Below are 25,838 nucleotides of genomic sequence, written 5' to 3' on the forward strand. Positions count from 1 at the left end.
GCAACGGTGCGTCAGTGTGCCTCTTCCCAGTTCGCGCCGGCGCCCACTTCGGCCACCAGCGGCACCTTCAGCTTCGCCACGCCGCACATCATTTCGGGCAGTTTTTCGCGCACCAGCGACAGCTCGCCGTCGGGTACCTCGAGCACCAGTTCATCGTGCACCTGCATGATCATCCGCGACGCGAGCTTGTCGCGCGTGAGCCAGTCGTCCACCGCGATCATCGACAGCTTGATCAGGTCGGCCGCCGTGCCCTGCATCGGCGCATTGATGGCCGCGCGCTCCGCCGCCTGGCGGCGCGGACCGTTGCCGCCGTTGATCTCGGGCAGCCACAGGCGGCGGCCGAAAACGGTTTCGACGTAGCCCTTCTCCTTCGCAACCGAGCGTGTGTCTTCCATGTACTGCGCGACACCCGGGTAGCGGGCGAAATAACGGTCGATATAGAGCTTCGCCGCATCGCGCGTGATACCGAGGTTCGACGCAAGCCCGAACGCGCTCATCCCGTAGATGAGCCCGAAGTTGATCACCTTCGCAATCCGGCGCTGGTCGGAATTGACCTCCAGCGGCGTCACGCCGAACACCTCGGCGGCCGTCGCGCGGTGGATGTCCTCGCCCTGCGAGAACGCGCGCAGCAGCGACGCGTCGCCCGAGATGTGCGCCATGATCCGCAGTTCGATCTGCGAATAATCGGCCGACACGATCCGGTGGCCCGGCGAGGCGATGAACGCCTCGCGGATCCGCCGCCCCTCGGCCGTGCGCACCGGAATGTTCTGAAGATTCGGATCGTTCGATGCCAGGCGGCCCGTGACCGCGACGGCCTGCGCGTAGTTCGTGTGCACGCGACCCGTTGAAGGGTTCACCATGCGCGGCAGCTTGTCGGTATAGGTCGACTTCAGCTTCGACAGCCCGCGATGCTCGAGCAGCAGCTTCGGCAGCGGGTAGTCCTCTGCCAGCTTCTGCAGCACTTCTTCGTCGGTCGACGGCGCGCCGCTCGGCGTCTTTTTCACGACCGGCAACTGCAGTTTTTCGAAGAAGATCTGCCCGATCTGCTTCGGCGAGCCGAGATTGAATTCGCCGCCCGCCAGTTCGTATGCCTGCGCTTCGAGCTCGATCAGGCGCGTCGCGATTTCGGTGCTCTGCGCCTGCAGCCGCGCGTCGTCGATCAGCACGCCCGTGCGCTCCATCTTGCGCAGCACGAGCGACACGGGCATCTCGATCTCGCGGTACACGCGCAAGAGGCCCGGTTCGCGCGCGACCTGCGGATACAGCGCGTGATGCAGTTGCAGCGTGATGTCCGCGTCTTCGGCCGCGTATTCGGCGGCCTGCGTGAGCGCGACTTCGTCGAAGCCGATCTGCTTCGCGCCCTTGCCGGCCACGTCTTCGTACTTGATCGTCTTGACACCGAGATGACGCAGCGCGAGGCTGTCCATGTCGTGCGTGCGATGCGATTCGACCACGTACGATTCGAGCAGCGTGTCGTGCTCGATGCCGTTCAGCGCGATGTCGTAGTTCGCGAGCACCTGCGCGTCGTATTTCAGGTGCTGGCCGACCTTCTTGCGATCAGCCGATTCGAGCCACGGCTTCAGGCGCGCGAGCACTTCGTCGAGCGGAAGCTGTTCGGGCATGTCGGGGCCGCGATGCGCAACCGGCAGATACGCCGCCTTGCCCGGCTCGACCGAGAACGACAGGCCCACGAGCCGCGCGAGCATCGGGTCGAGCGCGGTCGTCTCGGTGTCGAATGCGGTGAGCTCGGCCGCGTCGATCTTCGCGAACCACGCGTCGAATTGCGCCCAGGTCTGGATCGTGTCGTATTCGCGCACGATGTCGGCCGCCACCACCGGCGCCGGCTCGCCTTCCGGCGCGTCGGCGCCGCCGCCTTCCGCCGGCGCGCTGTCGACTTCGCGCAGCCAGGTCTTGAAGCCGTAGCGCGCGAAGATGTCGCGCAGCAGGTCGCGTGCCTCGCCGTCGGTCTTCAACGACGCCTCGATCGATTCGAGATGCGGCGCGAGATCGCAGGCCGTCTCGACGGTCACGAGCTTGCGGCCGAGCGGCAGGAAGTCGAGCGCGCGGCGCAGGTTGTCGCCGACCACGCCCTTTATCTCGCCCGCGTGCGCCATCACACCGTCGAGGCTGTCGTATTGCGCGAGCCATTTCACGGCCGTCTTCGGCCCGCACTTCTCGACGCCCGGCACGTTGTCGACGGTATCGCCGATCAGTGCGAGGTAGTCGATGATGCGCTCGGGCGGCACGCCGAACTTCGCGATCACGCCATCGCGGTCGAGCGTCTCGTTGGTCATCGTGTTGACGAGCGTGACGTGGTCGGTGACGAGCTGCGCGAGATCCTTGTCGCCGGTCGACACGATCACGTTCATCCCATGCCGCTCGGCTTCGCGCGCGAGCGTGCCGATCACGTCGTCGGCCTCGACGCCTTCGACCATCAGCAGCGGCCAGCCGAGCGCGCGCACGGCGCCGTGGATCGGTTCGACCTGCAACGCCAGGTCGGGCGGCATCGACGGACGGTTTGCCTTATAGTCGGCATAAAGGTCGTCACGGAACGTCTTGCCCTTTGCATCGAACACGCAAGCGCTATACTCTGCACTGACTTCCTTGCGCATACGGCGCAGCATGTTGATGATTCCGTAGAGCGCTCCGGTCGGCTCCCCGCCAGGGCCACGCAAATCAGGCATCGCATGGTAAGCCCGATACAGATAGCTCGAACCGTCAACCAATAGCAGGGTCTTACCTTCCAGATTTCGTTCTTCAGGCATTATGAACAAGAGAAAAGTGATTCCGAGTCTGCGTTCGCTCGCAGATCAAGAACGCGCGACGGCCAAGAAGGCGCGCGCATCGTGGCAGATGTTCACGATTATGGCAGAGTTTATCGAGGCGACCGAGTACCTGTCGGAGATCCGCCCGGCTGTCAGCATCTACGGTTCTGCCCGCCTCAAACCCGACACGCCGCACTACAAGCTCGCCGTGCAGATCGCACGCAAGCTGTCCGACGCCGGCTTCGCCGTGATCTCCGGCGGCGGCCCCGGCATCATGGAAGCGGCGAACAAGGGCGCGCACGCCGGTAAAGCACCGTCGGTCGGCCTGAACATCGAGCTGCCGCACGAGCAGGCCGGCAACCACTATCAGGACATCTCGCTGCGCTTCCGCCACTTCTTCACGCGCAAGGTCACGTTCGTGAAGAATTCGGATGCGGTGATCGTGATGCCGGGTGGCTTCGGCACGCTCGACGAACTGTCGGAAGTGCTCACGCTGATCCAGACGAAGAAGTCGCGCCTCGTGCCGATCATTCTCGTCGGCAGCGAGTTCTGGAAGGGGCTGCTGCAGTGGTTCCGCGACCAGTTGATTCCGATGGGCCTCATCAATCCGGAAGACATGGACCTGATGCAGGTGATCGACGATCCCGACCAGGTGCTCGACGCGGTGCTCGCGTTCTACGAGGACAGCGGCGAGGAAGAAGGTTCGGACGATGAAGGCCATCCGCCGCGCCCCGAAGAAGACCGGATGTTCTACCTGTAATCCATCCATGACGACCGCCGGCCCGACGGCCGGCGCGCCCCTCCCGCGCGGCAGACGTGGCGATTCCGCCGTCTGCCGCGTGTCACTTTGTAACGCGCCATTAATCGCGCTTCGTGGCCTCGCGCCGCCGAATGTCAAATCCGCGCAGCCGGTGCCGTGCGGCGCGCGCCGTCTTCCGCACACGCAGGCCGCCATTGTCAAATGACACGGCCCGACGCCCGCATCCGGCGCCTGCCGACCGCCAATCCTCCGTAACAACCCCGCCTCGCATTTTCCGTCGCGCGCCAGCACACTGCATGTGTCGGTGCGGCGTTCCCCCGGTGGAACGGTCCCCCTCGCTTCCATCGCGTCGCGCCGGCCTTTTATAACGACACCACGGAAAAGAACATGCAACGCTCGCTGATCGCCCTTGCCTTCGCCGGCCTCGGCCTTTCGCTGTCCGGCCTCGCCCACGCCGTCAACGTCGACGTCAATATCGGCACGCCCGCACCGGTCGTCGTCGCGCCCGCGCCCGTCATGGTCGCTCCGGCACCCGCGGTGATCGTCGGCTGGCATGGCGACCGCTACTGGGACGGCCGCCGCTACTGGGAACGCCGCGAGTGGGAAGATCACGAACGTCATCACGGCCACGGCGATCGCGGCTATCACTGCCCGCCGGGACACGCGAAGAAGGGTGAATGCTGAGCGCATGACCGCCGGGCCGTTCGGCCCGGGCACTGAAGCACTGGCAAAAAACAAAAGGCCGCACGCGAACCAACGTTCGCGTGCGGCCTTTGCCGTTGCGGGCGCTACGGCGCGGTGCCGTCGACGTTACTGGAACGCCACTTCCGCAAAGCTCCGCAACTTCCGGCTATGCAGCTTGTCGAGCCCGTTCGTGCGCAGGATCTCCATCGCCTTCACACCGATCTGCAGATGCTGGTCGACCTGCCCGCGATAGAACGTATCGGCCATGCCCGGCAGTTTCAGCTCGCCGTGCAGCGGCTTGTCCGACACGCACAGCAGCGTGCCGTACGGCACGCGGAAACGGAAGCCGTTCGCGGCGATCGTCGCGCTTTCCATGTCGAGCGCGATCGCGCGACTCTGCGACAGACGCTGCACGGGTTCGCGATGGTCGCGCAGCTCCCAGTTGCGGTTGTCGACGCTCGCGACCGTGCCCGTGCGCATCACGCGCTTCAGTTCGACGCCATCGAGCTGGGTGACCTCGGCCACCCCGCGCTCGAGCGCGAGCTGCACTTCGGCCAGCGCCGGAATCGGCACCCACAGCGGCAGGTCGGCATCGAGCACGTGATCCTCGCGCACGTAACCGTGTGCGAGCACGTAGTCGCCGAGACGCTGCGTGTTGCGCAGCCCCGCGCAGTGACCGAGCATCACCCACGCGTGCGGACGCAGCACCGCGATGTGATCGGTGATCGTCTTCGCATTCGACGGGCCGACGCCGATGTTGACCATCGTGATCCCGCTGCCGTCCGCGCGCTTCAGGTGATACGCGGGCATCTGCGGCAGGCGCGGCGGCGCGTTGCCCTCGGCCGGCTCGCTGCCGAGGTTCGCGTTGTAGGTGACGACATCGCCCGGCTCGACGAACGCACTGTACTGGCTCCGGTATGCACGCACCTCGGGATCGTCGCTCTCCGTCATCACCGTGCGGCCCAGCTTCACGAACTCGTCGATGTAGAACTGGTAGTTCGTGTAGAGCACGTAGTTCTGGAAATGCGTGGGTGACGTCGCCGTGTAGTGGCGCAGCCGGTGCAGCGAGAAGTCGACGCGCGCGGCCGTGAACAGCGCGAGCGGGTGCGGCTCGCCCGGCGCCGGCTCGAACGTGCCGTTGACGATGCGATCGTCGAGATACGACAGGTCGGGCGTGTCGAAGATGTCGCGCATCGCGAGCAGGCGGTCGCGGTCGAGCTCGCCCTCGAGATGGATGCCTTCCGGAAACGCGAAATGGATCGGAATCGGCTGCGACGACACGCCGATCTCGATCTTCACATGGTGGTTCTTCGCCAGCAGGCGCAGTTGCTCGCGATAGTAGTTCGCGAAGAGATCGGGGCGCGTGACCGTCGTCTCGAATACGCCGGGGCCCGCGACGAAACCGTACGAGCGCCGCGAATCGACGTGCGTGTTGACGTCGGTGCGGATCCGCACGAACGGGTAGCACGCGCGCACGTGCTCGGTAATCGATTCGTGGCGGCGATAGCGTGCGAACGCATCGCGCAGGAAGCCCGTGTTCGTGTCGTAAATGGCGGACAGCCGCGCGACGGCGGCGATCGGATCGTCGAAAGCCTCGACCGACGGGCTTTCGGGCGTCAGCACACGGTGCCGGCGGCTCAAGTCGTTCTTCATTTTGATTACCTCGTCTGATCCGACGACATTACCACGGAACCCGGTCGCCTTTATGGCTGCCCCTACGCACGCGAGGGCCGGATGGGGCGCAGTATTTGCTAAAATCGGTGGGTTCACTGGAGACTCATCATGAAGCCGCTCATTCTCGTCGTCGCTGCCGCCGCGTTTGCCGCCGCCAGCGCCGCTTACGCCGCCGGCGGCACGCCTGACGCCGACGCGCAGGCTCGGGCCGAGGCCAACGAGGCCGCCGGCCTGCCCGATCTCCGCAAGATCAACCGGCCGGGCGCCGAAGTCACGTCGAAAGTCGACTTCGCCGACATCCGCCGCACGCCGAGCTTTCACGAAAAGAGCAAGAACGGCACCGAAGTCACCGAGTACCGCGATCGCGGCAAGCCGGTCGAGATCGACGTGAAGTCGAACTTCGGCACGCGCTACCAGATGAGCTCGACGCCCGACACGTCGCCGAAGCCGCACGACGCGGGCATCCCGATCACGCGCCTGCCGTCGCTGAACCTGCGCTACTGATTCCGTGGCGCGCGGCACCGAACGCCGCGCGCCGCCTCCCTTCACCCGATGTCGCGACGCACGCCGCCCGCGTGCCGACACCCTGACCTGACGCATCCCGCATGGCCGTTTTCACTGCTGTTTCCGACTCCGATCTCGCGCAATGGATGCGCCACTACGAACTGGGCGACGTGCTTGCGTTCCGCGGCATTCCGTCCGGTATCGAGAACAGCAACTTCTTCCTGACGACGACGCGCGGCGAATACGTCCTCACGATCTTCGAAAAGCTCACGGCGGAACAGCTGCCGTTCTACCTCGACCTGATGCGCCACCTCGCCGGCCATGGCGTGCCGGTGCCGGATCCGGTCCCGCGCGACGACGGCGCGCTGTTCGGCATGCTGCACGGCAAGCCGGCCGCGATCGTCACGAAGCTCGACGGCTCGGCCGAACTGGCGCCGGGGGTCGAACACTGCATCGAGGTCGGGCAGATGCTCGCGCGCCTGCACCTCGCCGGCCGCGACTATCCGCGCAACCAGCCGAACCTGCGCAGCCTGCCGTGGTGGCAGGAGAACGTGCCGGCGATCGTGCCGTTCATCACGGATGAGCAGCGCGCGCTGCTGGAAGGCGAACTCGCGCACCAGGCCAGCTTCTTCGCGTCGGACGACTACGCGGCGCTGCCGGCCGGGCCGTGCCATTGCGACCTGTTCCGCGACAACGTGCTGTTCGCGCACGCGGCGCCCGGCACCGGCCACGCCGTGCGGCTCGGCGGCTTCTTCGACTTCTATTTCGCGGGCTGCGACAAGTGGCTGTTCGACGTCGCGGTCACGGTCAACGACTGGTGCGTCGACCTCGCGACCGGCGTGCTCGACGTCGCGCGCGCCGACGCGCTGCTGCGCGCGTACCAGACGGTCCGGCCGTTCACGGCCGAGGAGCGCCGCCACTGGAGCGACATGCTGCGCGCGGGCGCGTACCGCTTCTGGGTGTCGCGCCTGTACGACTTCTACCTGCCGCGCGCGGCCGAGATGCTCAAGCCGCACGACCCCGGCCATTTCGAACGCATCCTGCGCGAGCGTATCGCGCATACGCCCGCGCTTCCCGAGATCCACACCGCATGCAACTGATCGAAGTGCCCGCCAAAACGGGCTATGTCTGGTTCCGTCAAGGCGTCTGGCTGTTCCGCCGGAACCCGCTCGCGTTCATCACGCTGTTCTTCACGTACCTGCTGGCGATCACGCTGATATCGATGGTGCCCGTGATCGGCTCCGCGCTGCCGCTGGTATTCATTCCCGGCGTCGCGGTCGGCTTCATGGCCGCGTGCCGCGACACGGTGGCCGGCAAGCCCGTGATGCCGACGATCCTCGTCGACGGCTTCCGCTCGTACGGCACCGTCGCAACCCAGCGGCTGCTCGTGCTCGGCGTGATCTACGTCGCGTCGATGGTGATCGTGTTCGCCGCGTCGTCGTTCGTGGACGGCGGCGCGCTGTTCCACGTGATGATGGGCGCGGCCGACGAAGCCAGCACGACGCCGGAAGCGCTTGCCGCGCAAGGCACGCTCGGCGCACTATTCTTCGCGACGCTGCTGTACCTGCCGGTCGCGATGCTGTTCTGGTTCGCGCCGGTGCTGGTCGCGTGGCATGACGTCCCGCCCGCCAAGGCGCTGTTCTTCAGCGTCGTGAGCTGCTGGCGCAATCGCGGCGCGTTCGTCGTGTACGGCGTGCTGTGGTTCGCCGTCGCGCTCGGCACGTCGCTCGCGCTGTCGCTGCTGCTGCAGGCGCTCGGCGCCGGCGCCTATGCGCTGACGATCATGATGCCGGTGACGATCATCATCGTCACGATGCTGTACTGCTCGTTCTACGCGACCTATCGCGGCTGCTTCGGCGTACAGGAACCCGGCGCGACGACCACCACGTCGGGTCGCTGAAGTCTCTCCGGCCGGCGCGCGGCGCCGGCCCGCCGTTCTCCGCAGCGGGTGGCCTCCCGGCGCCCCCGCCCTTCCCCCGCCTCCGGCAGCCCCCGCTCGCCCCTGTTCATCCGGATCTTTTGCGCGCAAAATAATTTGCGTACAAATTGTTCGCGCGTTCGCCGCGCCGCCCGAATCATGGACCGCCTGCCTCCGCTGCCTCAGACACTCGACGAGCAACTCTGCTTCGCGCTCTACTCGACTTCGCACGCGATGACGAAGGCGTACAAGCCGCTGCTCGACAAGCTGTCGCTGACCTATCCCCAATATCTCGCGATGCTCGTGCTGTGGGAACGCGACGACATCGCCGTGAAGGACATCGCCGCGCGGCTCGACCTCGACCCGGCCACGGTCACGCCCCTGCTGAAGCGGCTGGAGGCGCTCGGCTACGTCGAGCGTGTGCGCAGCGCAGCCGACGAACGCATCGTGAACGTCCTTGTGACGCCGGAAGGCCGTGCGTTGAAGGAGCGCGCGCGCTCCGTGCCCGCCGATCTCTTTTGCGCGATGCAGCAATCGCCCGACTTCCTGGTCAGGCTGCGCGCCGATCTTCAGCAGTTGCGCGACGCACTGTCGGCTGCCAACGAACGCTGACGGCCGAGCCTCGATCAACCGGCCCGACACTGTCGTGCCTTTTCTTCAAAAATTCATTTGCACACAAATGATTTGTGTTCTATTGTTTGTGCGTGGCCGGCGACACCCCGTTCGACCGGGCCGCTTTTCCTCCCTTTTCCAGACAGGAGCTGCACGATGAACATTCTGTACAAGACCAGCGCCACGAGCACGGGTGGCCGCGACGGCCGCGCGGTATCCGCTGACAACAAGCTGGAAGTGAAGCTGGCCGCACCGCGCGAACTCGGCGGCACGGGCGCGGAAGGCACGAATCCGGAGCAGCTGTTTGCCGCAGGTTACTCGGCCTGTTTCCTGAGCGCGATGAAATTCGTTGCCGGCCAGGACAAGAAGGCATTGCCGGCCGACACGCAGGTCACGGCGGAAGTGGGCATCGGCCCGAATGACGCAGGCGGCTTCGGTCTCGACATCGAACTGCGCGTATCGCTGCCAGGGCTCGACAAGGCCGACGCGCAAGCGCTGGTCGAAAAGGCGCACCACGTGTGCCCGTACTCCAACGCGACGCGTAACAACGTGCCGGTGCGCCTGACGGTCGTCTGACGCGACACACGGCCTGGAATGCAAAAAGGGCGCGTGCGGCATGGTGCCGCACGCGCCCTTTTCTGCTGCGTGACTCGCCGGAGCGGCGGACCTGACTGCCCGCCCCGCGCTCCTTAGCGCGAACCGAACGTGTACGGGCGGTTCATCGCCGCTTCGCGATCGATCTTGCGCATGCGGAATTCGAGATCATAGATGTCGGTGGCTTCGGCCAGGTACGCGTCGGCGCGCTCTTTCGAGGCCTTTTCAGCGTTCTTGGTCAGCATCAGGAAGAGGTGGCTCAGCAGGTACATGGTTGATCTCGCAATCCAAAGGTTCTTTGACTAGGGTTTTCCCGAATTATAGGGAAAACCCTAGGCTTTGGCCAGCGTCGATCAGACGGTGCGTCGTTCGGTCGCCACAGTGCGGCGCTGGGTCTCGAAAAAGGCCCAGATCATCGCGCTCGCATCGGGGCCGACCGCCGCGTGGAACGGCACGGCTTCGTCGCCGCCGGCCCACGCATGGTCGAGCCCTTTCACATGACAGAGCCGGACGACCGGCTCACCGTCGCGGCAGACATCGGTGATCTGCGCGCCCGCGTCGCGCGTCTCGACCCGTTCGCCGCCGCGCAACGCGCCGCGGCTGTCGGCAAGCCCGTTCAGGCGCATGAACTGCACCGTCAGCTGGTCGGCATTTTTCGGCGCGACCACGTGGTCACCGTCGCCCTGGACGACCAGCGCCGGCATGCCCGGATACGCGGCGGCATCGACCAGCGCGTCGACGGCCGCCGCCGGGTTCTGGCGCACGCCGCGCCGCATCACATCCATCGCGGTAATGCCCGAGGTTGCCTCGCCGAGCGCCGGGCCCGAATGCAGCGCCACCGCCGCGAAACGATCCGGACGGTGCAGTGCAAGAAGCGACGCGAGACCCGCGCCGGCCGACAACCCCGCGACATAGACACGCGACGCGTCGAAACCGTGTTCGTCGACGAGGGCGTCGACGAGCGACGCCACCGCGTTCGCCTCGCCGCGGCCCGCGCGGTCGGTGTCTTCATACCAGTGCCAGCAGCCGTGCGCGTGCGCGCGCAGCGACTGCTCAGGGTACAGCACCGCAAAGCCGTGCTTGTCGGCCAGCAGGTTCATCCGCGTGCCTTGCACGAATTCGTCGACGGACTGCTGGCAGCCGTGCAGCATCACCACGAGCGGTATCGCGCCACGCCGGCGGCCGGGCGGCACATAAAGGCCGTACGCGAGATTCTGGACGAGGCGCCCGAGCGCGGGCGCCATCGGATGTTCGCCGCGCGTCCATTCGCCGGCCGCCCATGCGGCCGCGCGCGGTCGCACGCGCGATTCGCGCGGCGGGGACGGATCGGGTACGGCGGCGGAGGCCGCGGCCTCGAGTGCATCGCGTGTGATGCGCTGCGCATCGCGCGCCGAGCGCTTGGCGACAGGAGACAGCATGCGTTTCATGCCGCCCAGCCACACCTTGGTCAGACTTTTGGTCATCGATCGGGCTCGCAGTCAGGAAAAATAGGGGCACCACAGCGGATGCATCGTTCGTCTTTGTGCAATGCACCATAACATTGTTTCTCGGACTTTTCCTGCATGCGGATCGTTCCCGGCCGCGCAAAAAACGGGGCTCATGCGCACGCGGCGCTATACTGGGGCTTCGCCGCTTGTATCCGTTGTAGTCGTTCTTTCCGGCTCGCGCGTTGATTTAAGCATCCTCCCGCCTTCGTTCGCCCCCTTCCCGATGTTCGACCTGTCGTCTCACCTGTGGATCATGATCACCGCGTTCGGCGGCGCCGGCCTGACCTTGCCGCTCGCGATCACGATCGCCGTCTGGCTCGCGCTCGGCTATTCGTGGGAGCGCGCGGCCGCGTGGCTCGGCGTGCTCGCGGCCGCGATCGGCGTGGTCGCGCTCACGAAGATCGCGTTCCTCGGCTGGGGGATCGGCATCCGCAAGTGGGATTTCACGGGGTTCAGCGGCCATGCGATGCTGTCGACGTCGGTTTATCCGGTCGCGATTTTCCTGGCGCTGATCCGCACCCGCACACCGGTGCGACTCGCCGGCATCGCGCTCGGGCTCGCGGCCGGCGTCGCGGTCGGCGTGTCGCGCGTCGCGCTCGATGCCCATTCGCCGTCCGAATCGATCACCGGCTGCATCGTCGGCGCGATCGCCGCGATCGCGTTCATCGCCGGTTCGTGGCGCGCGGTGCCGCACCGCTGGTCGGTGCCCGCGGTCGTCGCGAGCCTCGCGCTCGTCACCGTGGCGCTGCACGGCATCACGGTGCCGTCACATCGCTGGGTCACCAAGGTGGCGCTGCAACTGTCGGGCCACGAGCGTCCGTTCGTCCGCGCGCGCTGGAAGGCCAACCCGAACTACCGCCCTGCTTCGCAGCCGTCGTCGCTGCAGCGCACCCAGTCGTCGCCGCACACGCTCCGTACGTGACCGGCCACCCGGCCGCCGCGTTCGCCGCTTTTCACGTCTGACCATTACATGCGCGCCGTCGCATGAGCGGTATGTCGAGCGTTATAACCCGCCCTATATTACGATTACGGTTTCCACCCATTCAACACGAATCCACCATGCGCTCAACCGTCCGCTCGCTTCGCCGCACCCTGCTTCGCCTGCTGCCGATCGCCACGCTTGCCGCTGCCGGTATCACGGTCAGCGCGCCCGCGTCCGCTGCCGACGAACTGGTCGTGTCGGCCGCCGCCAGCCTGACGAACGCGTTCAAGGCCGTCGGTGACGCGTACGAGAAGCAGCATCCGGAGACCAAGGTGCTGTTCAACTTCGGCGCGTCGGACGTGCTGATGCAGCAGATCGCCAAGGGCGCGCCGGCCGACGTGTTCGCGTCGGCCGACCAGAAGGCGATGGATCGCGCGGCGGACGAAAAGGTGATCGTGCCCGCCACGCGTCGCGATTTCGCGGCGAACTCGCTCGTGCTGATCGTGCCGGCGGACAGCAAGGCCGCCGCGCCGACGGCGCTGAACGACCTGACCGCGCCCGGCGTGAAGCGCATCGCGTACGGCGACCCGGCATCGGTGCCAGTCGGCCGCTACACGGAAGGCGCGCTGCGCGCGGCCGGCGTGTGGGATGCCGTCAGCGCGAAGGGCGTGCTGGCCGCCAACGTGCGCCAGAGCCTCGACTATGTCGCGCGTGGCGAAGTCGATGCGGGCTTCGTGTTCGGCACCGACGCCGCGATCATGCCGGGCCGCGTGAAGGTCGCGCTGACGGTGCCGACGAAGACGGCCATCACCTATCCGATCGCCGTGGTCAAGGACAGCCGCCACGCCGCGCAGGCGCAGTCGTTCATCGACTTCGTCGCGTCGCCGCAGGGCCAGGCCGTGCTGTCGACGTTCGGCTTCAAGCCCGCGGGCAAGTGAGCGTAGCGCGATGCAAGACGCCTGGGTACCGCTGCTGCTGTCGCTGAAGGTTGCCGGCTGGGCCACCGCGCTCGACATCGTGCTCGGCGTCGCGGCCGCGTTCATGCTCGCGCGCTGGCGCTCGCCGCTGCGCGACGTCGTCGATTCCGTGCTGACGCTGCCGCTCGTGCTGCCGCCGACGGTGCTCGGGTATTACCTGCTCGTGCTGCTCGGCCGCCGCGGCGTGTTCGGCGCGTGGCTCGACACGCTCGGCATCGAACTGGTCTTCACGTGGCAAGGCGCGGTGATCGCGTCGATGGTCGTTGCGTTTCCGCTGATCCTGAAATCGGCGCGGGCCGCGTTCGAAGGCGTCGATCCGCATCTCGAGCGCGCCGCGCGCACGCTCGGGCTCGGCGAAGTCGCGGTGTTCTTCCGCGTGACGCTGCCGCTCGCCACGCGCGGCATTCTCGCGGGCGCGCTGCTCGCGTTCGCGCGTGCGCTCGGCGAGTTCGGCGCGACGCTGATGATCGCGGGCAACCTGCCCGGCCGCACGCAGACGCTGTCGGTCGCGATCTACGCGGCCGTGCAGGCCGGCGACGACAGCACCGCCAACTTCCTCGTGCTGGTGACATCGATCACCTGCGTGCTCGTGCTGCTCGCGACCGGCTGGCTCGTGCCGTCGCGTGCCCGGCGGGGCCAGCTGACATGATGCACTCGCCTCGTTCATCGTCTTTCGTTATCGGGCGGCTTCGACGGAGGCACGCATGAGCCTCGTCGTCGACATCCGCAAGACCTACGCGAACGCCGAGCGCCGCTTCACGCTCGACATGTCGTTCACGGCAACGACGCAGCGCGTCGTGCTGTTCGGGCCGTCCGGGGCGGGCAAGAGCATGACGCTGCAGGCGATCGCCGGCCTGCTGTCGCCCGACGAAGGCACGATCACGCTGAACGGCGAGCCGCTGTTCGACGCCGCGCGCCGCATCGACGTGCCGACCCGCGAGCGGCGCGTCGCGTACCTGTTCCAGGATTACGCGCTGTTTCCGCATCTGAACGTGCGCCAGAACATTGCATTCGGGCTCACGTCGGGGCTGCGCAACCCGCGCGCGAAGACGGTGCCGCCGGAAGTCGCGTACTGGCTGCAGGCGTTCGATCTCGAGGCGCTCGCGGGGCAGTATCCGTCGCAATTGTCGGGCGGGCAGAAACAGCGCGTCGCGCTGGCGCGCGCACTGGTCGCGCAACCGCGGATCCTGCTGCTCGACGAACCGTTCGCGGCGCTCGACGGCGCCATGCGCCAGCGCATGCGTCACGAGCTCGCCGAGCTGCAGGCGCGGCTCGATATCCCGATGGTGCTGATCTCGCACGATCCCGACGACGTCGCCGCGTTCGGCGACCAGGTCGTGCAGTTGAGCGAAGGACGCGTGCAGGCGGCTCCGCCGCACGCCGAGTGGCCGACGCGCGTCACCTGAGCGCGCGAGGCCGTGGTCGTGGCAGGCAGGTTGGAGCCTGGGAGAAGCCGCGCATAGCGGCATTTGCTGAAAGCGGAAACGAAGCCGGTGCCGTGCGAGCGCTGTGCGATGCCGGCTTCGCCCCGCCCGTCACACGATCGTCGACGCGCGCCGCCCGGCCTGCCTCGTCAGCCCGTCACCGCAAGAATCACGCTCGACGCCTTGAACAGCGCGATCGCCCGCTCGCCGGCGTCGAGTTGCAACGCCTCGACGCTGTCGTTGGTCACGACGGCCGTCAGCGTCCCGCCACCGTCGAGCGCCAGCGTCACCTCGCTGTTCACCGCCCCCGCCGCGACGGTTTCCACACTGCCGCGCAGTTGATTCCGTGCGGACACCTTCAACTCGGGTTCGCCATCGTCGACCGCGAGCACGACCCACGATGCCTTCACCAGCGCGCAGGCGTCCGCGCCGACCTGCAGGCCGAGCGCATCGGCGCTCTCGTGCGTCAGCACGGCAACGATCGGCTGCCCGCCGGGCAGCGTGAGCGTGACCTCGTCGTTGACGGTGCCGCGCACGATCGATGCGACCTTGCCGAACCACTGGTTGCGGGCGCTGGTCTTCATCCCGATCCGGCCGATCAGCGCCCAGTCGACGTCGAACCCGGCCACGGCCGCGCTCGCGGCCTCGATGAACCGGCGGTGCTCGCGCTCGATCGTGCGGAACGCGGCGATCAGCGACGTCGCACGCTGCGTCAGCGTCGTACCGCCGCCGCCCTTGCCGCCCGTCGAGCGCGCGACGAGCGGTTCGCCGGCCAGATTGTTCATCGTGTCGACCGCATCCCACGCGGCCTTGTAGCTGAGGCCGACGGCCTTCGCCGCGCGCGTGATCGAACCGGTGTCGCCGATCGCCGCGAGCAACGCGATGCGCGTGGCGCCGCCGAGCGTCTGCTCGCCGGCGCGCAGCCACAGCTCGCCGCCCAGTTCGAGCGGTTCGGCGGACGGGAAGGAATGCGGTGCGTCGGTCATCGGGATGCGTAGGGAAATCGGGCGGCCATTATAGTCAGCGCGTGCGGCTCAACCCGGCTTGCCGTCGAGCTTCGGCGGCCGCAGGCTGGCCAGCAACGTCTCGGCGTCGCGCGCCGCGCGCTGCTCGAGCGCCGCGCCGTAGCCGCGCACGAACCCGAGCTGGTACGGCGGCGCAGCCAATTTTTCGAGGTGCTGCAGCGCGACCATCGTGTCGTTCGCTTCGCCGAGCACGCTCTGCACGCGCGCGAGTGTCTTGACCGTGTCGGTGCGCGTGCGGCGCGACGCCAGCGACGCGAAGAATTCGAGCGCATAGCGCAGCCGCTTCGCATCGATCCGCACCTGATGGCGCGCGGCCGTGTCGAGCGACGTCAGCGACGGTGACGCGTACAGATGACCGAACAGCCGCCGCACGCGCTTCGTCGCGTGGCGCCGCAGCGAAGGCGCGTCGCCGTCCTCGGCCGGCGGCAGCGCAAGCGAGCTCAGCCACTCGAGCCAGCCGAGCGTCAGCCGCGCATAGCGAGCCGAATGCAGCGCCTGGCGCAACTCGGCCCGCGCGGCCGCGCACTGCGCACGCGCGGCGTCGAGCGTACCGTTCCACTCGCCGTCGCCGCCGTCGGCCGCGATCAGCGCGGGCAGGCTTTCGGTCGCGAACACGTCCCAGTCGCGCACCGTGCCGAGCAGCGACGCAAGCCAGCGCAGGTCGACACCGAGCGTGTCGCGCCACTGGCGGTCGGTAAAGCGCGGAAAGAAGCGCATCAGCGTACGCAGGCGGCGCAGCGCGACACGCATCTGGTGCACGAATTCGGGATCGTCGTGCTCGAGCACCCCGCCCTCGTTGCCGAGCCACTGCGCGGTGATGTCGCCGGCCAGCGCGAACAGCGCGGTGCGCTGCGAGCGCACGCCGGTCAGGTCGACGGGCTTGGCCTTGACGGGCCCGTCGGCGGCCGGCTCGGCCGCGCATGCGCGATCGATCACGCTCGTCAATTGCACGAATGCGGGCCACGCGCCGCTCAATTCGCGCGCGGCGGCAAACAGCGCATGCAGCGCGGCGGTACGCGCGGGCAGCGTCTCCCAGTCGGGCGCCGCAAGGCGCAGCTCGACGAAGCGGCGCGGCGGCTCGCTGCCGCGATGCAGCGTGACGTCGTCGAGCGTCATCTCGACCACGACGCCGCTGTCGTCGGCCCAGCGCCCGCGCCGCCGTTCGCTGACGACACGCAGCGCCGACGATTCCGGCTGCACGCTCGGGGCCGGGGGCACTGCGGCGTCGGGCGCGACGGCATCCACTTCATCTGCCGGTGCATCGGCAGCGGCCGCCGCGGGCACGGGCAGCGGCATCGCGACGGCGATACCCGCATGCTCCGCGTCGAACAGTTCGCGCGCCGTGACGCCTGGCGCAAATGCCGTCGTGCGCGACGCGACCACCCGCCTGCCGTGCGCATTCGACTCGACCCACGTCCACCAGCTCGCGCCGGGGCTCGACTCGGCCTCCTCGATCTGGCACGGCTCGATCGTCACGCGCTCATGGCCGCGGCGCATCCGGACCTGCGGGCAGATCCGCCACGCCCGCACGAGTTCGGCGCCGAAATCACGCTGCGCCCCCCGGGCGCGACTCGCGGCCTTGACCGGCCACCCTTCCAGCGACAGCGACAACACGATTTCCAGCACACGCGACATGGAGGCTCCTGCACATGAAGAATCGCCGGCGCATCATCCGCGCCGGCGTCGACCGTGAAGCTGCTTCCATAGTACACGTCGCCCAAACTCGCCGGCGACGATCCGGCCCTGTCGTGCTGTCGCAGGTCAAACGGCGTATTGCGCGAGGCCGTTGCCGAACGACCAGTCCTCCTTCAGCACCTCGACAAGACTGATGAATACGTCCTGCTGCCGCACGCCCGGTTGCTGCGCGAGGTTGTCCGCGATCGCCCGGTACAGCGCCCGCTTTTGCTCGAGCGTACGCGTGTTGTTCGCGGTGATCTGGATCATCACGAGATTGTCGCTGCGTTCGATATCGAGGTAGTGACGACCGAACACGAAGTTCTCGGCCGCATGCTCGGTGACGACCATGAAGATGTCGTCCTCGGGCACGTTGAACGTGTGCATCAGCGCGCGATGCACGCCGTCGACGAGCGCCGCACGATAAGCGGCCGGCTTGCCTTCGCGCACTGCGATACGGGTGAATGGCATGGTCCTGCTCCTGTCGGTGAAGTTGACGTTGAAGAACGGAAACACAGCGTCAGGCTAGGCGCGCCGAACTATAATGAACAGTCATCGATGAATATTTCATCCATTTACATCGAAAATGAAAGTCCTTGATCTCGATGCCGTCCGTGCGTTCGTGCTGGTCGCCGATCTCGCCAGCTTCACGCGCGCCGCCGATGCGCTCGGCACCACCCAATCGGCCGTCAGCCTGAAGCTGAAGCGGCTGGAGGCCCACCTCGGCAAGCCGCTGCTCGCGCGTACGCCGCGCGTCGTCAAGCTGGCCGCCGACGGCGAGAATTTCCTGCCGGCCGCCCGCGCGCTGCTCGATGCGCACGATCACGCGCTGGGCGCGATCTCGGCCGGTACGCACCGGCTGTCGCTCGGCGTCAGCGAGCACGTCGCCGTGCCCGACCTGCCGGCCGTGCTCACGAGCCTGCATCGGCAGGATCCCGGGTTGTCGCTCGAAATGCATCTCGGCACGTCGACGAACCTGCTCGCGCAATACGACGAACGCCGGTTCGATGCGGTGATCGTGCGGCACGAGCCGGGCGAAGACCCGCCGCGCGAAGACGGCACGCTGCTGTTTTCCGAACCGCTGGCCTGGCTCGCCGCGCCGGACTGGGTGCCGCGCGCGGGCGAGCCGCTGCCGCTCGCGGTGCTGGCCGGCCCGTGCGGCGTGCGGGCCGCCGCGCTGCGCGCGCTCGACCATGCGGGGCGGCCGTGGCGCGAGCGCTTTACGGGCGGCGGCGTGGCGGCGGTCACGGCCGCCGCCGCCGCGGGGCTCGCCGTCTGTCCGCTGGCGCGGCGGGTCGCGCCGCGCACGCTGGTCGACGTCGGCGCGAAATTCGGGCTGCCGCCGCTGCCGCTGTCGCAGGTCGTGCTGTATTCGCGGGTACGCGACGCACGTGCCGGCGCCGCGTTGCGCAGGTTTGCCGACAGCCTTGCAATCTCGGCGTAAACTAACGGGTTTCGCCGCCCGCAATCTCCAGAAGAATTCCGATGACGCCCGACGCCCGCAAGCACCTCCGAGCCAACCTGCTGATGCTCGCCGCCGCCGCGATCTGGGGTTCGGCGTTCGTCGCCCAGCGCCTGAGCCTCGACGTGATCGGGCCGTTCCTGTTCACGGGGCTCCGTTTCCTGCTCGGCGCGCTGGTGCTGGTGCCGCTGCTGATGCTGAACACGGCGTCGCGCACGCAACTCGTGGCGATCCGCCGCGAGCCGACGCTGCTGCTGCCGGGCCTCGCGCTCGGCGGGCTGCTGGCGGTATCGATTTCGCTGCAGCAGATCGGCCTGCAGTACACGCGCATCGCCAACGCGGGCTTCATCAGCTCGCTGTACGTCGTGATCGTGCCGCTGATGGGCGTGTTCGCCCGTCACCGGATCGGCCCGGGCACGTGGTTCGGCGCGCTGCTCGCGGCGATCGGCCTGTATTTCCTCAGCATCAACGAGCAATTCTCGGTGCTGTACGGCGACTGGTTCCAGCTCGCCGGCGCCGTGATCATCGCCGCGCACGTGATGGCCGTCGGCCATTTCGCGAAGCGCCACAATCCGCTCGTGCTCGCGTTCATGCAGTTCGTCGTGTGCGGCGCGGCGTGCCTCGCGATCGGCCTCGTCATCGAGCCGGTCAGCGGCACGATGCTGCGCAACGCGCTGCCGACGCTGCTGTACGGCGGCCTGCTGTCGGTCGGGGTCGGCTATACGATGCAGGTCGTCGCGCAACGCGACGCGGCGCCCGCGCACGCGGCCGTGATCTTCAGCATGGAAGGCGTGTTCGCGGCGATCGCCGGCTGGGCCGCGCTCGGCGAAACGCTGACGCTGCGCGCGCTCGTCGGCTGCGCGCTGATGCTGGCCGGCCTGCTCGCGTGCCAGCTGCTGCCGAACGGCGACGCCCGGAAAAAGGACGAAGACGCGCTGCCGGCGTGACACGCACCGTCCCTATAATGACGGTTCGCGTGACTTCCACGCCAACCGCTTCCGACAGGCCAGCTCCGTGACGTCCACTACCGTCGATCCCGCCGCCGACCTGCTGCGCGAACGCGCAGCGCATTACGCCACCCAGGCGGCGCTGTTCCTGCGCGACCAGGCGCTCTCCACCGCCTCGCACGACCTGCGCAGCCCGCTGAACGCGATGCATAGCTGGGCGTACGTGCTCGAGCGCCAGCTCGCCAACGCCGATCCGAACCTGCAGCGCGCGCTCGCGGGGATCCGCACGGGCATCGACCAGCAGGTTGCGCTGATCGACGACGTGCTCGACGCGCCGCGCGCCGAAACGCGCACGCTCGCCGTCAGGCCGCAGCCGTTCGCGCTGCGCGCGCTGCTCGACGACACGATCGCGCTCGCCCGTTTCACGCTCGCCGACGCCCGGCAGGTCGCGCTCGACGCGACGCTGCCGGCCGGCGACCTGCCGCTGACCGCCGACCGCGAACGCATCGCACAGGCGCTCTGGACGATGCTCACGGCCGCGGTCGAAGCCAGCGCCGCCGGCAGCCGCGTGACGTTTGCGTGCGCGCGCGACGGCCTGCAGTTCACCGCGCGCGCCACGTGTACCGTCAACGCCGACGCGCTCGCCGATCCCGCGCAACCGCATGCATTCGAATCGTTCGCGCGGCGCGAGATGCTGCGCGAGCGCGACGCCAAGCGCGTCGCCTGGACGCTCGCGCTTTGCCAGCGCGTCGCGCTCGCGCACGGCGGCACGTTCGCGCACGACGCGTTCGCCGATGGCGCCACGGCCACCATCACGCTCTCCGTTTCCGGTGAGGCGCCGGTGTAAGCAATCGGCCGCCCGACACATTACAAATTCCTTTCTGGCTCTATACTGACGGGCCTGTCATAACCGGAGTGCTTCTTTGTTACAGATCTTCGCGCTCATCGGCGCGTTGTTCCTGGTGGCCCTGAACGGGTTCTTCGTCGCGGCCGAATTCGGCCTCGTCAAACTGCGCGCCACGCGCGTCAAGACACTGGCCCGCAAGCACGGCCTGCGCGGCCGCATCCTCGGCATCGTGCACGGCCGGCTCGACGCGTATCTTTCCGCGTGCCAGCTCGGCATCACGCTTGCGTCGCTCGGCCTCGGCTGGGTCGGCGAACCGGCCTTCGCGCAACTGCTCGGCCCGTTGCTCGACCTGATCGGCGTGGAATCCGAACGCGTCGTGCACCTGATCTCGCTGGTGTTCGCGTTCTCGCTGATCTCGTTCCTGCACATCGTCGTCGGCGAGCTGGCGCCGAAATCGATGGCGATCCGCCAGCCGGAAAAGATCGGCCTGTGGGTCGCGCTGCCGCTCTATGCGTTCTACTGGGCGATGTACCCGGCGATCTGGGTGCTCAACAACAGCGCCAACGCAGTGCTGCGGCTCGCGGGGCTCTCGGCCGACCACGGCAGCGACGCCCACTACTCGACCGACGAGCTGAAGCTGATCCTGCGCAGCCGCCGCAGCACGGCCGGCAATCCGGCCCAGCCGGCGCGCGGCACGTACAGCAACGACGAGTGGAACACGCTCGCGCATTCGCTCGATTTTTCGTCGATGACCGTGTCGGACCTGATGCGGCCGGCCCATGAAATGATCGGTCTGCGCCGCGACCTGCCGCTGCCCGACAACATGGAGATCGTCGCGCGGCACCGCTTCAGCCGCTATCCGCTGTTCGAGGATGCATCGCGCGAACAGGTGAGCGGGCTGATCCACCTGAAGGACCTGCTGCTCGCGCGTCACGCGGGCGCGGCGCTGGAAGACCTGTCGGACTACGTCCGCCCCGTGCAGTACGTGAGGCCCGACACGCCGGCGCTCGACCTGTTCCGCCGCTTCCGCAAGGGCGCGCCGCACTTCGCGCTGGTCGGCAACAAGGGCGAGAAGCCGATCGGCTTCCTGACGCTCGACAACCTGCTCGGCGCGCTGGTCGGCCAGATCCACGACGAATTCCGCCAGGGCGACGCCGACTGGAGCCGCCTCGACGACGGCACGCTGATGGGCAAGGGCAGCCTGCCCGTCGTGTCGCTCGAGCAGGCGCTCGGCATCGACATCGACGAAGGCCGCGCGGAATCGGTCGGCGGCCTCGTGATCCAGGCGCTCAGCGACCTGCCGACCGAAGGGCAGCGCGTGTCGTTCGACCGCTTCGACGTCGTCGTGAAGAAGATGAACGGGCCGCGCATCGTGCTCGTGCGCGTCTACCCGAAGATCTCGAAAGAGGCCGACGAATGACGGCCGCGCTGCGCCGCACGCGATGAACGCCACGCTGCCGCGCTGCTGCGTGATCACGCCGGAGCCGGCGTCTGCGTCGGCGGCCGATTGCGCGGCGTTCCTCGACCGGCTGTCGGCCGTGCTCGCGCGCGGCGAGACGCTCGTGCAACTCCGCGTGAAGTCGCTCGATGCAGCCGCGTTCGCGCGACTCGCCACCGAAGCGCTCGCGCGCTGCGACGCGACCGGCGCGCACCTGATGCTGAACGGGCCAATCGATGCGGCCGGCGTGATGCGACTCGGCGGCGCCGGCTGGCATCTCGACGGCACCGCGTTGCGCGCGGCCACGCAGCGGCCGTTGCCGGCCGGAAGATGGGTGTCCGCCGCCTGTCACACGCGCGACGACCTGCTGCTGGCCGCGCGCGCCGGTGCGGATTTCGTCACGCTGTCGCCCGTGTTGCCGACGCTCAGCCATCCCGGTGCGCCGGCGCTCGGCTGGACACGGTTCGGCGCGCTGGCCGCCGAGGCCGCCATGCCCGTCTTCGCGCTCGGCGGCATGACACGTCTCCACCTCGACGATGCACGCCGCCACGGCGCCTACGGCATCGCAGGCATTCGCGGGTTCTGGTAGTTCGGAGATTGCCCTGCGGTGCAGCCGGGCGCAGATGCGCCCGGCTGCTCAAACGCTTGCCCGCTCACGTCGTCATGCGTTCAGGTTCGGACGCATGCCGCGCCAGGCACCGTCATCGATGCGGCGCGCGTCGTGCGTGAGCGCATACCGGTTGACGTCACCCGTCAGCCACGCGACGAGCGCATACGGCGGCAACACGCCTTCATCGACCCGGTCGCGCGCACGCGCCGGCGTCTCGAACACGACTCGCCCGCTCGGCGCATCGAACGGCACCGCGTCGGGCGACAGGTTCAACGCGATCGTCAGCGTCTCGTCGTCGGCGAGCCGCCAGGATGCGAGCAGCGCGTCGGCATCGCCGTCGCCGTCCGACTTCAGCGCACGCGCTTCCTGCGGCCGGCAATCGGACAATCGCGGCGCGATCAGCTTCGCGCGCACCGCGAGCGCCGACTGCACGAAATGCGCGCGATCGGCATCGCGCGCGGTTTCGTCGAATATCAACGGGATCTGCGGCGTGAGCAGCGACAGCGCCAGTGCGGCCAGACCGGCCGCCTGCCCGTGGTCGCCCTGCCCGCAGTCGCGCCACGCGCCATCGGACAGCACCAGCGACGTCAACGACAGCCCGCTGTCGGCGGCCATGCCTTCCCCCGACCCGGCCGGCTGGAATGCGGCTCCGGCCGCGGTCAGCGCGCGGGCGAGCGTGTGGATCGACTGGTGCGTGGAAATGCCTTCGTGGGCCGACGTATCGCGCCCCGTCAGCCGGTGCAGCGCGCGTTCGCCGCACCCGTTCCACTGTGCATCGAAATGGGTATCGGCAAGATGCGCCGGATGCCGCTCGCTGCCGAGGACGAGATGGATCAGCCGGTCGGCCGGCACGGCCGCGCGCACGCGATCCGCGATCTCGCGCAGCCAGGACACGCCGATCCGGTCGGCTTCGCGCAGGCGCAGCCCGTCGCAACGGTATTCGTCGATCCAGTACAGCGCGTTGTCGCAGAAGAAATCGCAGACTTCCGGATGATCGAGCGCGAGCGGCGGCGCCTGGAGCGGATCGTCACGCGTATGGAAGAACGGCGCCGCGTAGTGGCGCAGCGCCTCGGTGCCGCTGCCGAAGCGCGCGTAATCGAGCTCCAGCAGCACCGCGAGACCGTAGCCGTGCGCGTCGTCGATCAGCGCCTTCAGCGCGTCGGGGCCGCCTTCCGCCGCGAGCGGCGCGAACGGCAGGCTGTCGTGCGGCGACGCGAGCAGCTCCAGCGCGGTCACGCCGAGCCGCGCGAGTTGCGGCAGGCGCCGGCGCACGCCGTCGAAGCCGCCCACCGCGTGCGGGCGAATCGCATAGAGCGCGATGTCTTCCCATGCGCGCCCGTGCCAGAACGTGTTGCGCCACGTGAACGCGCGCGGATCGATGACCTCGCTCGGGCCGTTGAGCCCTTCGGGTTGCGAGCGCGACGCGGGATCGGGAATCGATACCGCATCGTCGAGGCGATAGCGATAAAGCGCACCCGCACCACAATCGGCAAAGACTTCGAACCAGTTCGTGCCGGCCGCCGTCATCGGGACGAGCAACGGGCCGAAGCCGGTATCGAGTTCGAGCTGGACCTGCGCGCTGCCCGGCGCCCACACGCGAAAATGCGTGCGCGGCGTCGCGCAGAGCGCGCCACAGGGCTGGGCGCCGAACGGCAAGCAGTGAATGTAGTGCTGCGCATACGGATCGTGCGGACAATCGGACATCATGCGCTCCTCGTGCGTGCCGAGCGGCATGGCCGCGCCAGCGGGGCGCGGCGCATCGGGGCCCGGCATGCGACGGCCAGGCGGGGGGAGAGAAACGAGTATGCGCCGGATTCGCTACCGCGATGCATCGCACCCGGACATTTTTAAATACGAATCGACCCCGGGAAAACCCGTAATCCCGCCGGTCCCGACGAGTCGGGTAGCCGCCATACCGGAATGGTTGCTCGCCTTGTTGCACCGGCCGCGCACGCTTACGCTCTGCGCCATGCTCGCGGACACGACGTCCGCGCCCGACCCGAGGAACCCGCCATGTCGCTTCCCGCCAGCGCCGCCAAATTCGATCCGGCACGCGCGCATGAATACGCCGAGCAATCCCGCATCGCACTCGCCGGCTACGATGCCTGCCACGAACTCACCGCGTGCATGCTCGCGTCGGCGATCGCGGCGCCCGACGCGCGGATCCTCGTCGCCGGCGCGGGCGGCACCGGGCAGGAAATCTGCGTGGCGGCCGCGCTCGAGCCGGGCTGGCAATTCACGGCCGTCGACCCGTCCGCGCCGATGCTCGCGCTCGCGCGCTCGAACGTCGAGGCCGCGGGTTTCGGCGCACGCACGGCATTCGTCGAGGACAGCGTCGAGGCGTTGCCCGACACGCCCGCGTTCGACGGCGCGACGCTGATCGGCGTGCTGCACCACGTCCCCGGCGACGAAGCGAAGGCGGCGCTGCTGCATGCGATCGCGCGGCGCCTGAAACCCGGCGCGCCGCTCGTGCTCGCCGGCAACCATCGCCGCTACGCGGACCACCCTCGCCTGCTCGGCGCGTGGCAGCAGCGCTGGCGCATGAAAGGTGCGACGCCCGACGCGGTGCGCGCGCAACTCGCGAAGATCCTGCAGGGCGCCGATCCGCCCGCGTCAGAGGAAGCCGTGTTCGGCCTGCTGCGCGATGCGGGCTTCGATGCGCCGCTGCGCTTTTTCGCGAGCCTGTTCTGGGGTGCGTGGATCGCGGTGCGGGGCGGCTGACCAGACGCGGTCGTCTAGACGCCGTTCGTCACGGCGCGCGGCGCGTTTCGCGTACGCGCCCTATGCGCTGGGTATGATGTCGTTCCCGCCCCCACTCCCAGCGTCGACATGCTCACCGTCCATCACCTGAACAACTCGCGCTCGCAGCGCGTGCTCTGGCTGCTCGAAGAACTGGATGTGCCGTACGAGATCGTGCGCTACGCGCGCGACCCGAAAACGATGCTCGCGCCGCCCGAATTGCGCGCGATCCATCCGCTCGGCAAGTCGCCGGTCGTCACCGACGAAGGCCGCACGTATGCCGAATCGGGCGCGATCATCGAATACCTGGTCGAACGCTACGGCAACGGGCGCCTGGCGCCGCCGCCCGGCACGCCCGAGCGGCACGACTTCACGTACTGGCTGCACTACGCGGAAGGGTCGGCGATGCCGCCGCTGCTGCTCAAGCTCGTCGCGCTGCGGATCGCACACGCGCCGATGCCGTTCTTCGCACGGCCGATCGCACGCAAGATCGCCGACACGCTGCAATCGAGCTTCGTCGATCCGCAGATCGCGCTGCATCTCGGCTATGTCAACGACACGTTGAGCCGCACCGGCTGGTTCGTCGGCGACGGTTTCAGCGCAGCCGACATCCAGATGAGCTTTCCGCTCGAAGCCGCGACCGCGCGCGGGGGCGGCAGCCGCTATCCGGCAATCGCACGTTTCCTCGATGCGATCCACGCGCGGCCCGCGTACCAGCGGGCGCTGGAACGCGGCGGCCCGTACGACCTGCTCAAGTAACGCGGCGAATCGCCCT

The 25,838-nt window shown here is 68.2% G+C and carries 26 protein-coding genes; 18 read left to right on the plus strand and 8 right to left on the minus strand.

The features are described from left to right. Positions 1-11 precede the first annotated feature (11 nt). Positions 12-2,765: a DNA polymerase I gene (polA, locus tag CFB43_RS27845; protein WP_089497406.1), complete on the minus strand. Its 2,754-nt coding sequence runs from the start codon at positions 2,763-2,765 to the stop codon at positions 12-14. A 1-nt stretch (position 2,766) separates the two neighbouring features. On the opposite strand from polA, the gene CFB43_RS27850 reads away from it, so the two are divergent. Together CFB43_RS27850 and CFB43_RS27855 are read left to right on the plus strand one after the other, a co-directional pair. Next, positions 2,767-3,525 (plus strand): TIGR00730 family Rossman fold protein, encoded by a 759-nt coding sequence (locus CFB43_RS27850; protein ID WP_089497407.1) that lies wholly within the window; start codon positions 2,767-2,769, stop codon positions 3,523-3,525. 387 nt (positions 3,526-3,912) lie between these two features. After that, positions 3,913-4,209, plus strand: a complete 297-nt coding sequence (locus CFB43_RS27855; protein ID WP_089497408.1) for a hypothetical protein — start codon at positions 3,913-3,915, stop codon at positions 4,207-4,209. A 126-nt stretch (positions 4,210-4,335) separates the two neighbouring features. On the opposite strand, the gene CFB43_RS27860 is transcribed toward CFB43_RS27855, so the two are convergent. Next, complete coding sequence (locus CFB43_RS27860; protein ID WP_089428010.1) at positions 4,336-5,862, minus strand: AMP nucleosidase; 1,527 nt, start codon at positions 5,860-5,862, stop codon at positions 4,336-4,338. 129 nt (positions 5,863-5,991) lie between these two features. Here CFB43_RS27860 and CFB43_RS27865 point away from each other — a divergent pair, with 129 nt between their 5' ends. The 5 genes from CFB43_RS27865 (at position 5,992) to CFB43_RS27885 (ending at position 9,493) form a co-directional block, all read left to right on the plus strand. Beyond that, positions 5,992-6,387: a hypothetical protein gene (locus tag CFB43_RS27865; RefSeq protein WP_021160838.1), complete on the plus strand. Its 396-nt coding sequence runs from the start codon at positions 5,992-5,994 to the stop codon at positions 6,385-6,387. A 101-nt stretch (positions 6,388-6,488) separates the two neighbouring features. After that, positions 6,489-7,487 carry a homoserine kinase gene (locus CFB43_RS27870; protein WP_089497409.1) on the plus strand — a complete coding sequence of 333 codons (999 nt, stop codon included), beginning with the start codon at positions 6,489-6,491 and terminating at the stop codon, positions 7,485-7,487. Continuing rightward, positions 7,478-8,287 (plus strand): BPSS1780 family membrane protein, encoded by an 810-nt coding sequence (locus CFB43_RS27875; RefSeq protein WP_069251080.1) that lies wholly within the window; start codon positions 7,478-7,480, stop codon positions 8,285-8,287. Before CFB43_RS27870 ends, CFB43_RS27875 begins: the two co-directional genes overlap by 10 nt. Before the next feature lie 177 nt (positions 8,288-8,464). Then, on the plus strand, positions 8,465-8,917 hold the full coding sequence (locus tag CFB43_RS27880; protein WP_089428013.1) for a MarR family winged helix-turn-helix transcriptional regulator: 453 nt from the start codon (positions 8,465-8,467) through the stop codon (positions 8,915-8,917). A gap of 156 nt (positions 8,918-9,073) precedes the next feature. Continuing rightward, positions 9,074-9,493 carry an organic hydroperoxide resistance protein gene (locus CFB43_RS27885; protein ID WP_039358076.1) on the plus strand — a complete coding sequence of 140 codons (420 nt, stop codon included), beginning with the start codon at positions 9,074-9,076 and terminating at the stop codon, positions 9,491-9,493. A gap of 113 nt (positions 9,494-9,606) precedes the next feature. Here CFB43_RS27885 and CFB43_RS27890 read toward each other — a convergent pair whose 3' ends face one another. Continuing rightward, the gene (locus CFB43_RS27890) at positions 9,607-9,783 is read right to left on the minus strand and encodes a DUF3563 family protein (RefSeq protein ID WP_069251078.1); all 177 of its coding nucleotides are present in this window, start codon (positions 9,781-9,783) and stop codon (positions 9,607-9,609) included. Positions 9,784-9,864: 81 nt separating this feature from the next. Further along, positions 9,865-10,974 carry an extracellular catalytic domain type 1 short-chain-length polyhydroxyalkanoate depolymerase gene (locus CFB43_RS27895; RefSeq protein WP_089497410.1) on the minus strand — a complete coding sequence of 370 codons (1,110 nt, stop codon included), beginning with the start codon at positions 10,972-10,974 and terminating at the stop codon, positions 9,865-9,867. A gap of 247 nt (positions 10,975-11,221) precedes the next feature. Here CFB43_RS27895 and CFB43_RS27900 point away from each other — a divergent pair, with 247 nt between their 5' ends. The 4 genes from CFB43_RS27900 (at position 11,222) to CFB43_RS27915 (ending at position 14,303) form a co-directional block, all read left to right on the plus strand. After that, a complete protein-coding gene (locus tag CFB43_RS27900; RefSeq protein ID WP_089497411.1) occupies positions 11,222-11,920 on the plus strand; it encodes a phosphatase PAP2 family protein in 699 nt (232 codons plus the stop codon). Between the two features lie 137 nt (positions 11,921-12,057). Beyond that, positions 12,058-12,858, plus strand: coding sequence for a molybdate ABC transporter substrate-binding protein (modA, locus tag CFB43_RS27905; protein WP_089497412.1), 801 nt, complete (start codon positions 12,058-12,060; stop codon positions 12,856-12,858). A gap of 10 nt (positions 12,859-12,868) precedes the next feature. Next, the gene (gene modB, locus CFB43_RS27910) at positions 12,869-13,546 is read left to right on the plus strand and encodes a molybdate ABC transporter permease subunit (RefSeq protein ID WP_089457806.1); all 678 of its coding nucleotides are present in this window, start codon (positions 12,869-12,871) and stop codon (positions 13,544-13,546) included. Between the two features lie 55 nt (positions 13,547-13,601). Next, a complete protein-coding gene (locus CFB43_RS27915) occupies positions 13,602-14,303 on the plus strand; it encodes a sulfate/molybdate ABC transporter ATP-binding protein (RefSeq protein ID WP_089428017.1) in 702 nt (233 codons plus the stop codon). Positions 14,304-14,470: 167 nt separating this feature from the next. Here CFB43_RS27915 and CFB43_RS27920 read toward each other — a convergent pair whose 3' ends face one another. The 3 genes from CFB43_RS27920 to CFB43_RS27930 form a co-directional block, all read right to left on the minus strand. Beyond that, the gene (locus CFB43_RS27920; RefSeq protein ID WP_089497413.1) at positions 14,471-15,307 is read right to left on the minus strand and encodes a TOBE domain-containing protein; all 837 of its coding nucleotides are present in this window, start codon (positions 15,305-15,307) and stop codon (positions 14,471-14,473) included. 48 nt (positions 15,308-15,355) lie between these two features. Then, entirely contained in the window at positions 15,356-16,981 is a 1,626-nt protein-coding gene (locus CFB43_RS27925) for a CHAD domain-containing protein (RefSeq protein WP_089497414.1), read from the minus strand. Positions 16,982-17,107: 126 nt separating this feature from the next. Then, entirely contained in the window at positions 17,108-17,491 is a 384-nt protein-coding gene (locus tag CFB43_RS27930; RefSeq protein ID WP_089497415.1) for a tautomerase family protein, read from the minus strand. 115 nt (positions 17,492-17,606) lie between these two features. Here CFB43_RS27930 and CFB43_RS27935 point away from each other — a divergent pair, with 115 nt between their 5' ends. The 5 genes from CFB43_RS27935 (at position 17,607) to CFB43_RS27955 (ending at position 22,303) form a co-directional block, all read left to right on the plus strand. Continuing rightward, positions 17,607-18,464, plus strand: a complete 858-nt coding sequence (locus CFB43_RS27935) for a LysR family transcriptional regulator (protein ID WP_039358052.1) — start codon at positions 17,607-17,609, stop codon at positions 18,462-18,464. Between the two features lie 41 nt (positions 18,465-18,505). Beyond that, positions 18,506-19,429, plus strand: coding sequence for a DMT family transporter (locus tag CFB43_RS27940; RefSeq protein ID WP_089497416.1), 924 nt, complete (start codon positions 18,506-18,508; stop codon positions 19,427-19,429). Between the two features lie 67 nt (positions 19,430-19,496). Continuing rightward, on the plus strand, positions 19,497-20,276 hold the full coding sequence (locus CFB43_RS27945; protein WP_089497417.1) for a sensor histidine kinase: 780 nt from the start codon (positions 19,497-19,499) through the stop codon (positions 20,274-20,276). A gap of 76 nt (positions 20,277-20,352) precedes the next feature. Then, the gene (locus CFB43_RS27950) at positions 20,353-21,696 is read left to right on the plus strand and encodes a hemolysin family protein (protein ID WP_089497418.1); all 1,344 of its coding nucleotides are present in this window, start codon (positions 20,353-20,355) and stop codon (positions 21,694-21,696) included. 22 nt (positions 21,697-21,718) lie between these two features. Continuing rightward, a complete protein-coding gene (locus tag CFB43_RS27955) occupies positions 21,719-22,303 on the plus strand; it encodes a thiamine phosphate synthase (protein ID WP_089497419.1) in 585 nt (194 codons plus the stop codon). Between the two features lie 72 nt (positions 22,304-22,375). Here CFB43_RS27955 and CFB43_RS27960 read toward each other — a convergent pair whose 3' ends face one another. Beyond that, positions 22,376-24,028, minus strand: coding sequence for a DUF3459 domain-containing protein (locus CFB43_RS27960; protein ID WP_089498167.1), 1,653 nt, complete (start codon positions 24,026-24,028; stop codon positions 22,376-22,378). A 309-nt stretch (positions 24,029-24,337) separates the two neighbouring features. On the opposite strand from CFB43_RS27960, the gene CFB43_RS27965 reads away from it, so the two are divergent. After that, entirely contained in the window at positions 24,338-25,045 is a 708-nt protein-coding gene (locus tag CFB43_RS27965) for a class I SAM-dependent methyltransferase (protein WP_089497420.1), read from the plus strand. 108 nt (positions 25,046-25,153) lie between these two features. Then, positions 25,154-25,822, plus strand: coding sequence for a glutathione S-transferase (locus tag CFB43_RS27970; protein ID WP_089497421.1), 669 nt, complete (start codon positions 25,154-25,156; stop codon positions 25,820-25,822). The last annotated feature ends 16 nt before the right edge of the window (positions 25,823-25,838 follow it).

The sequence above is a fragment of the Burkholderia sp. AU15512 genome (assembly GCF_002223325.1).
GTDB lineage: Bacteria > Pseudomonadota > Gammaproteobacteria > Burkholderiales > Burkholderiaceae > Burkholderia.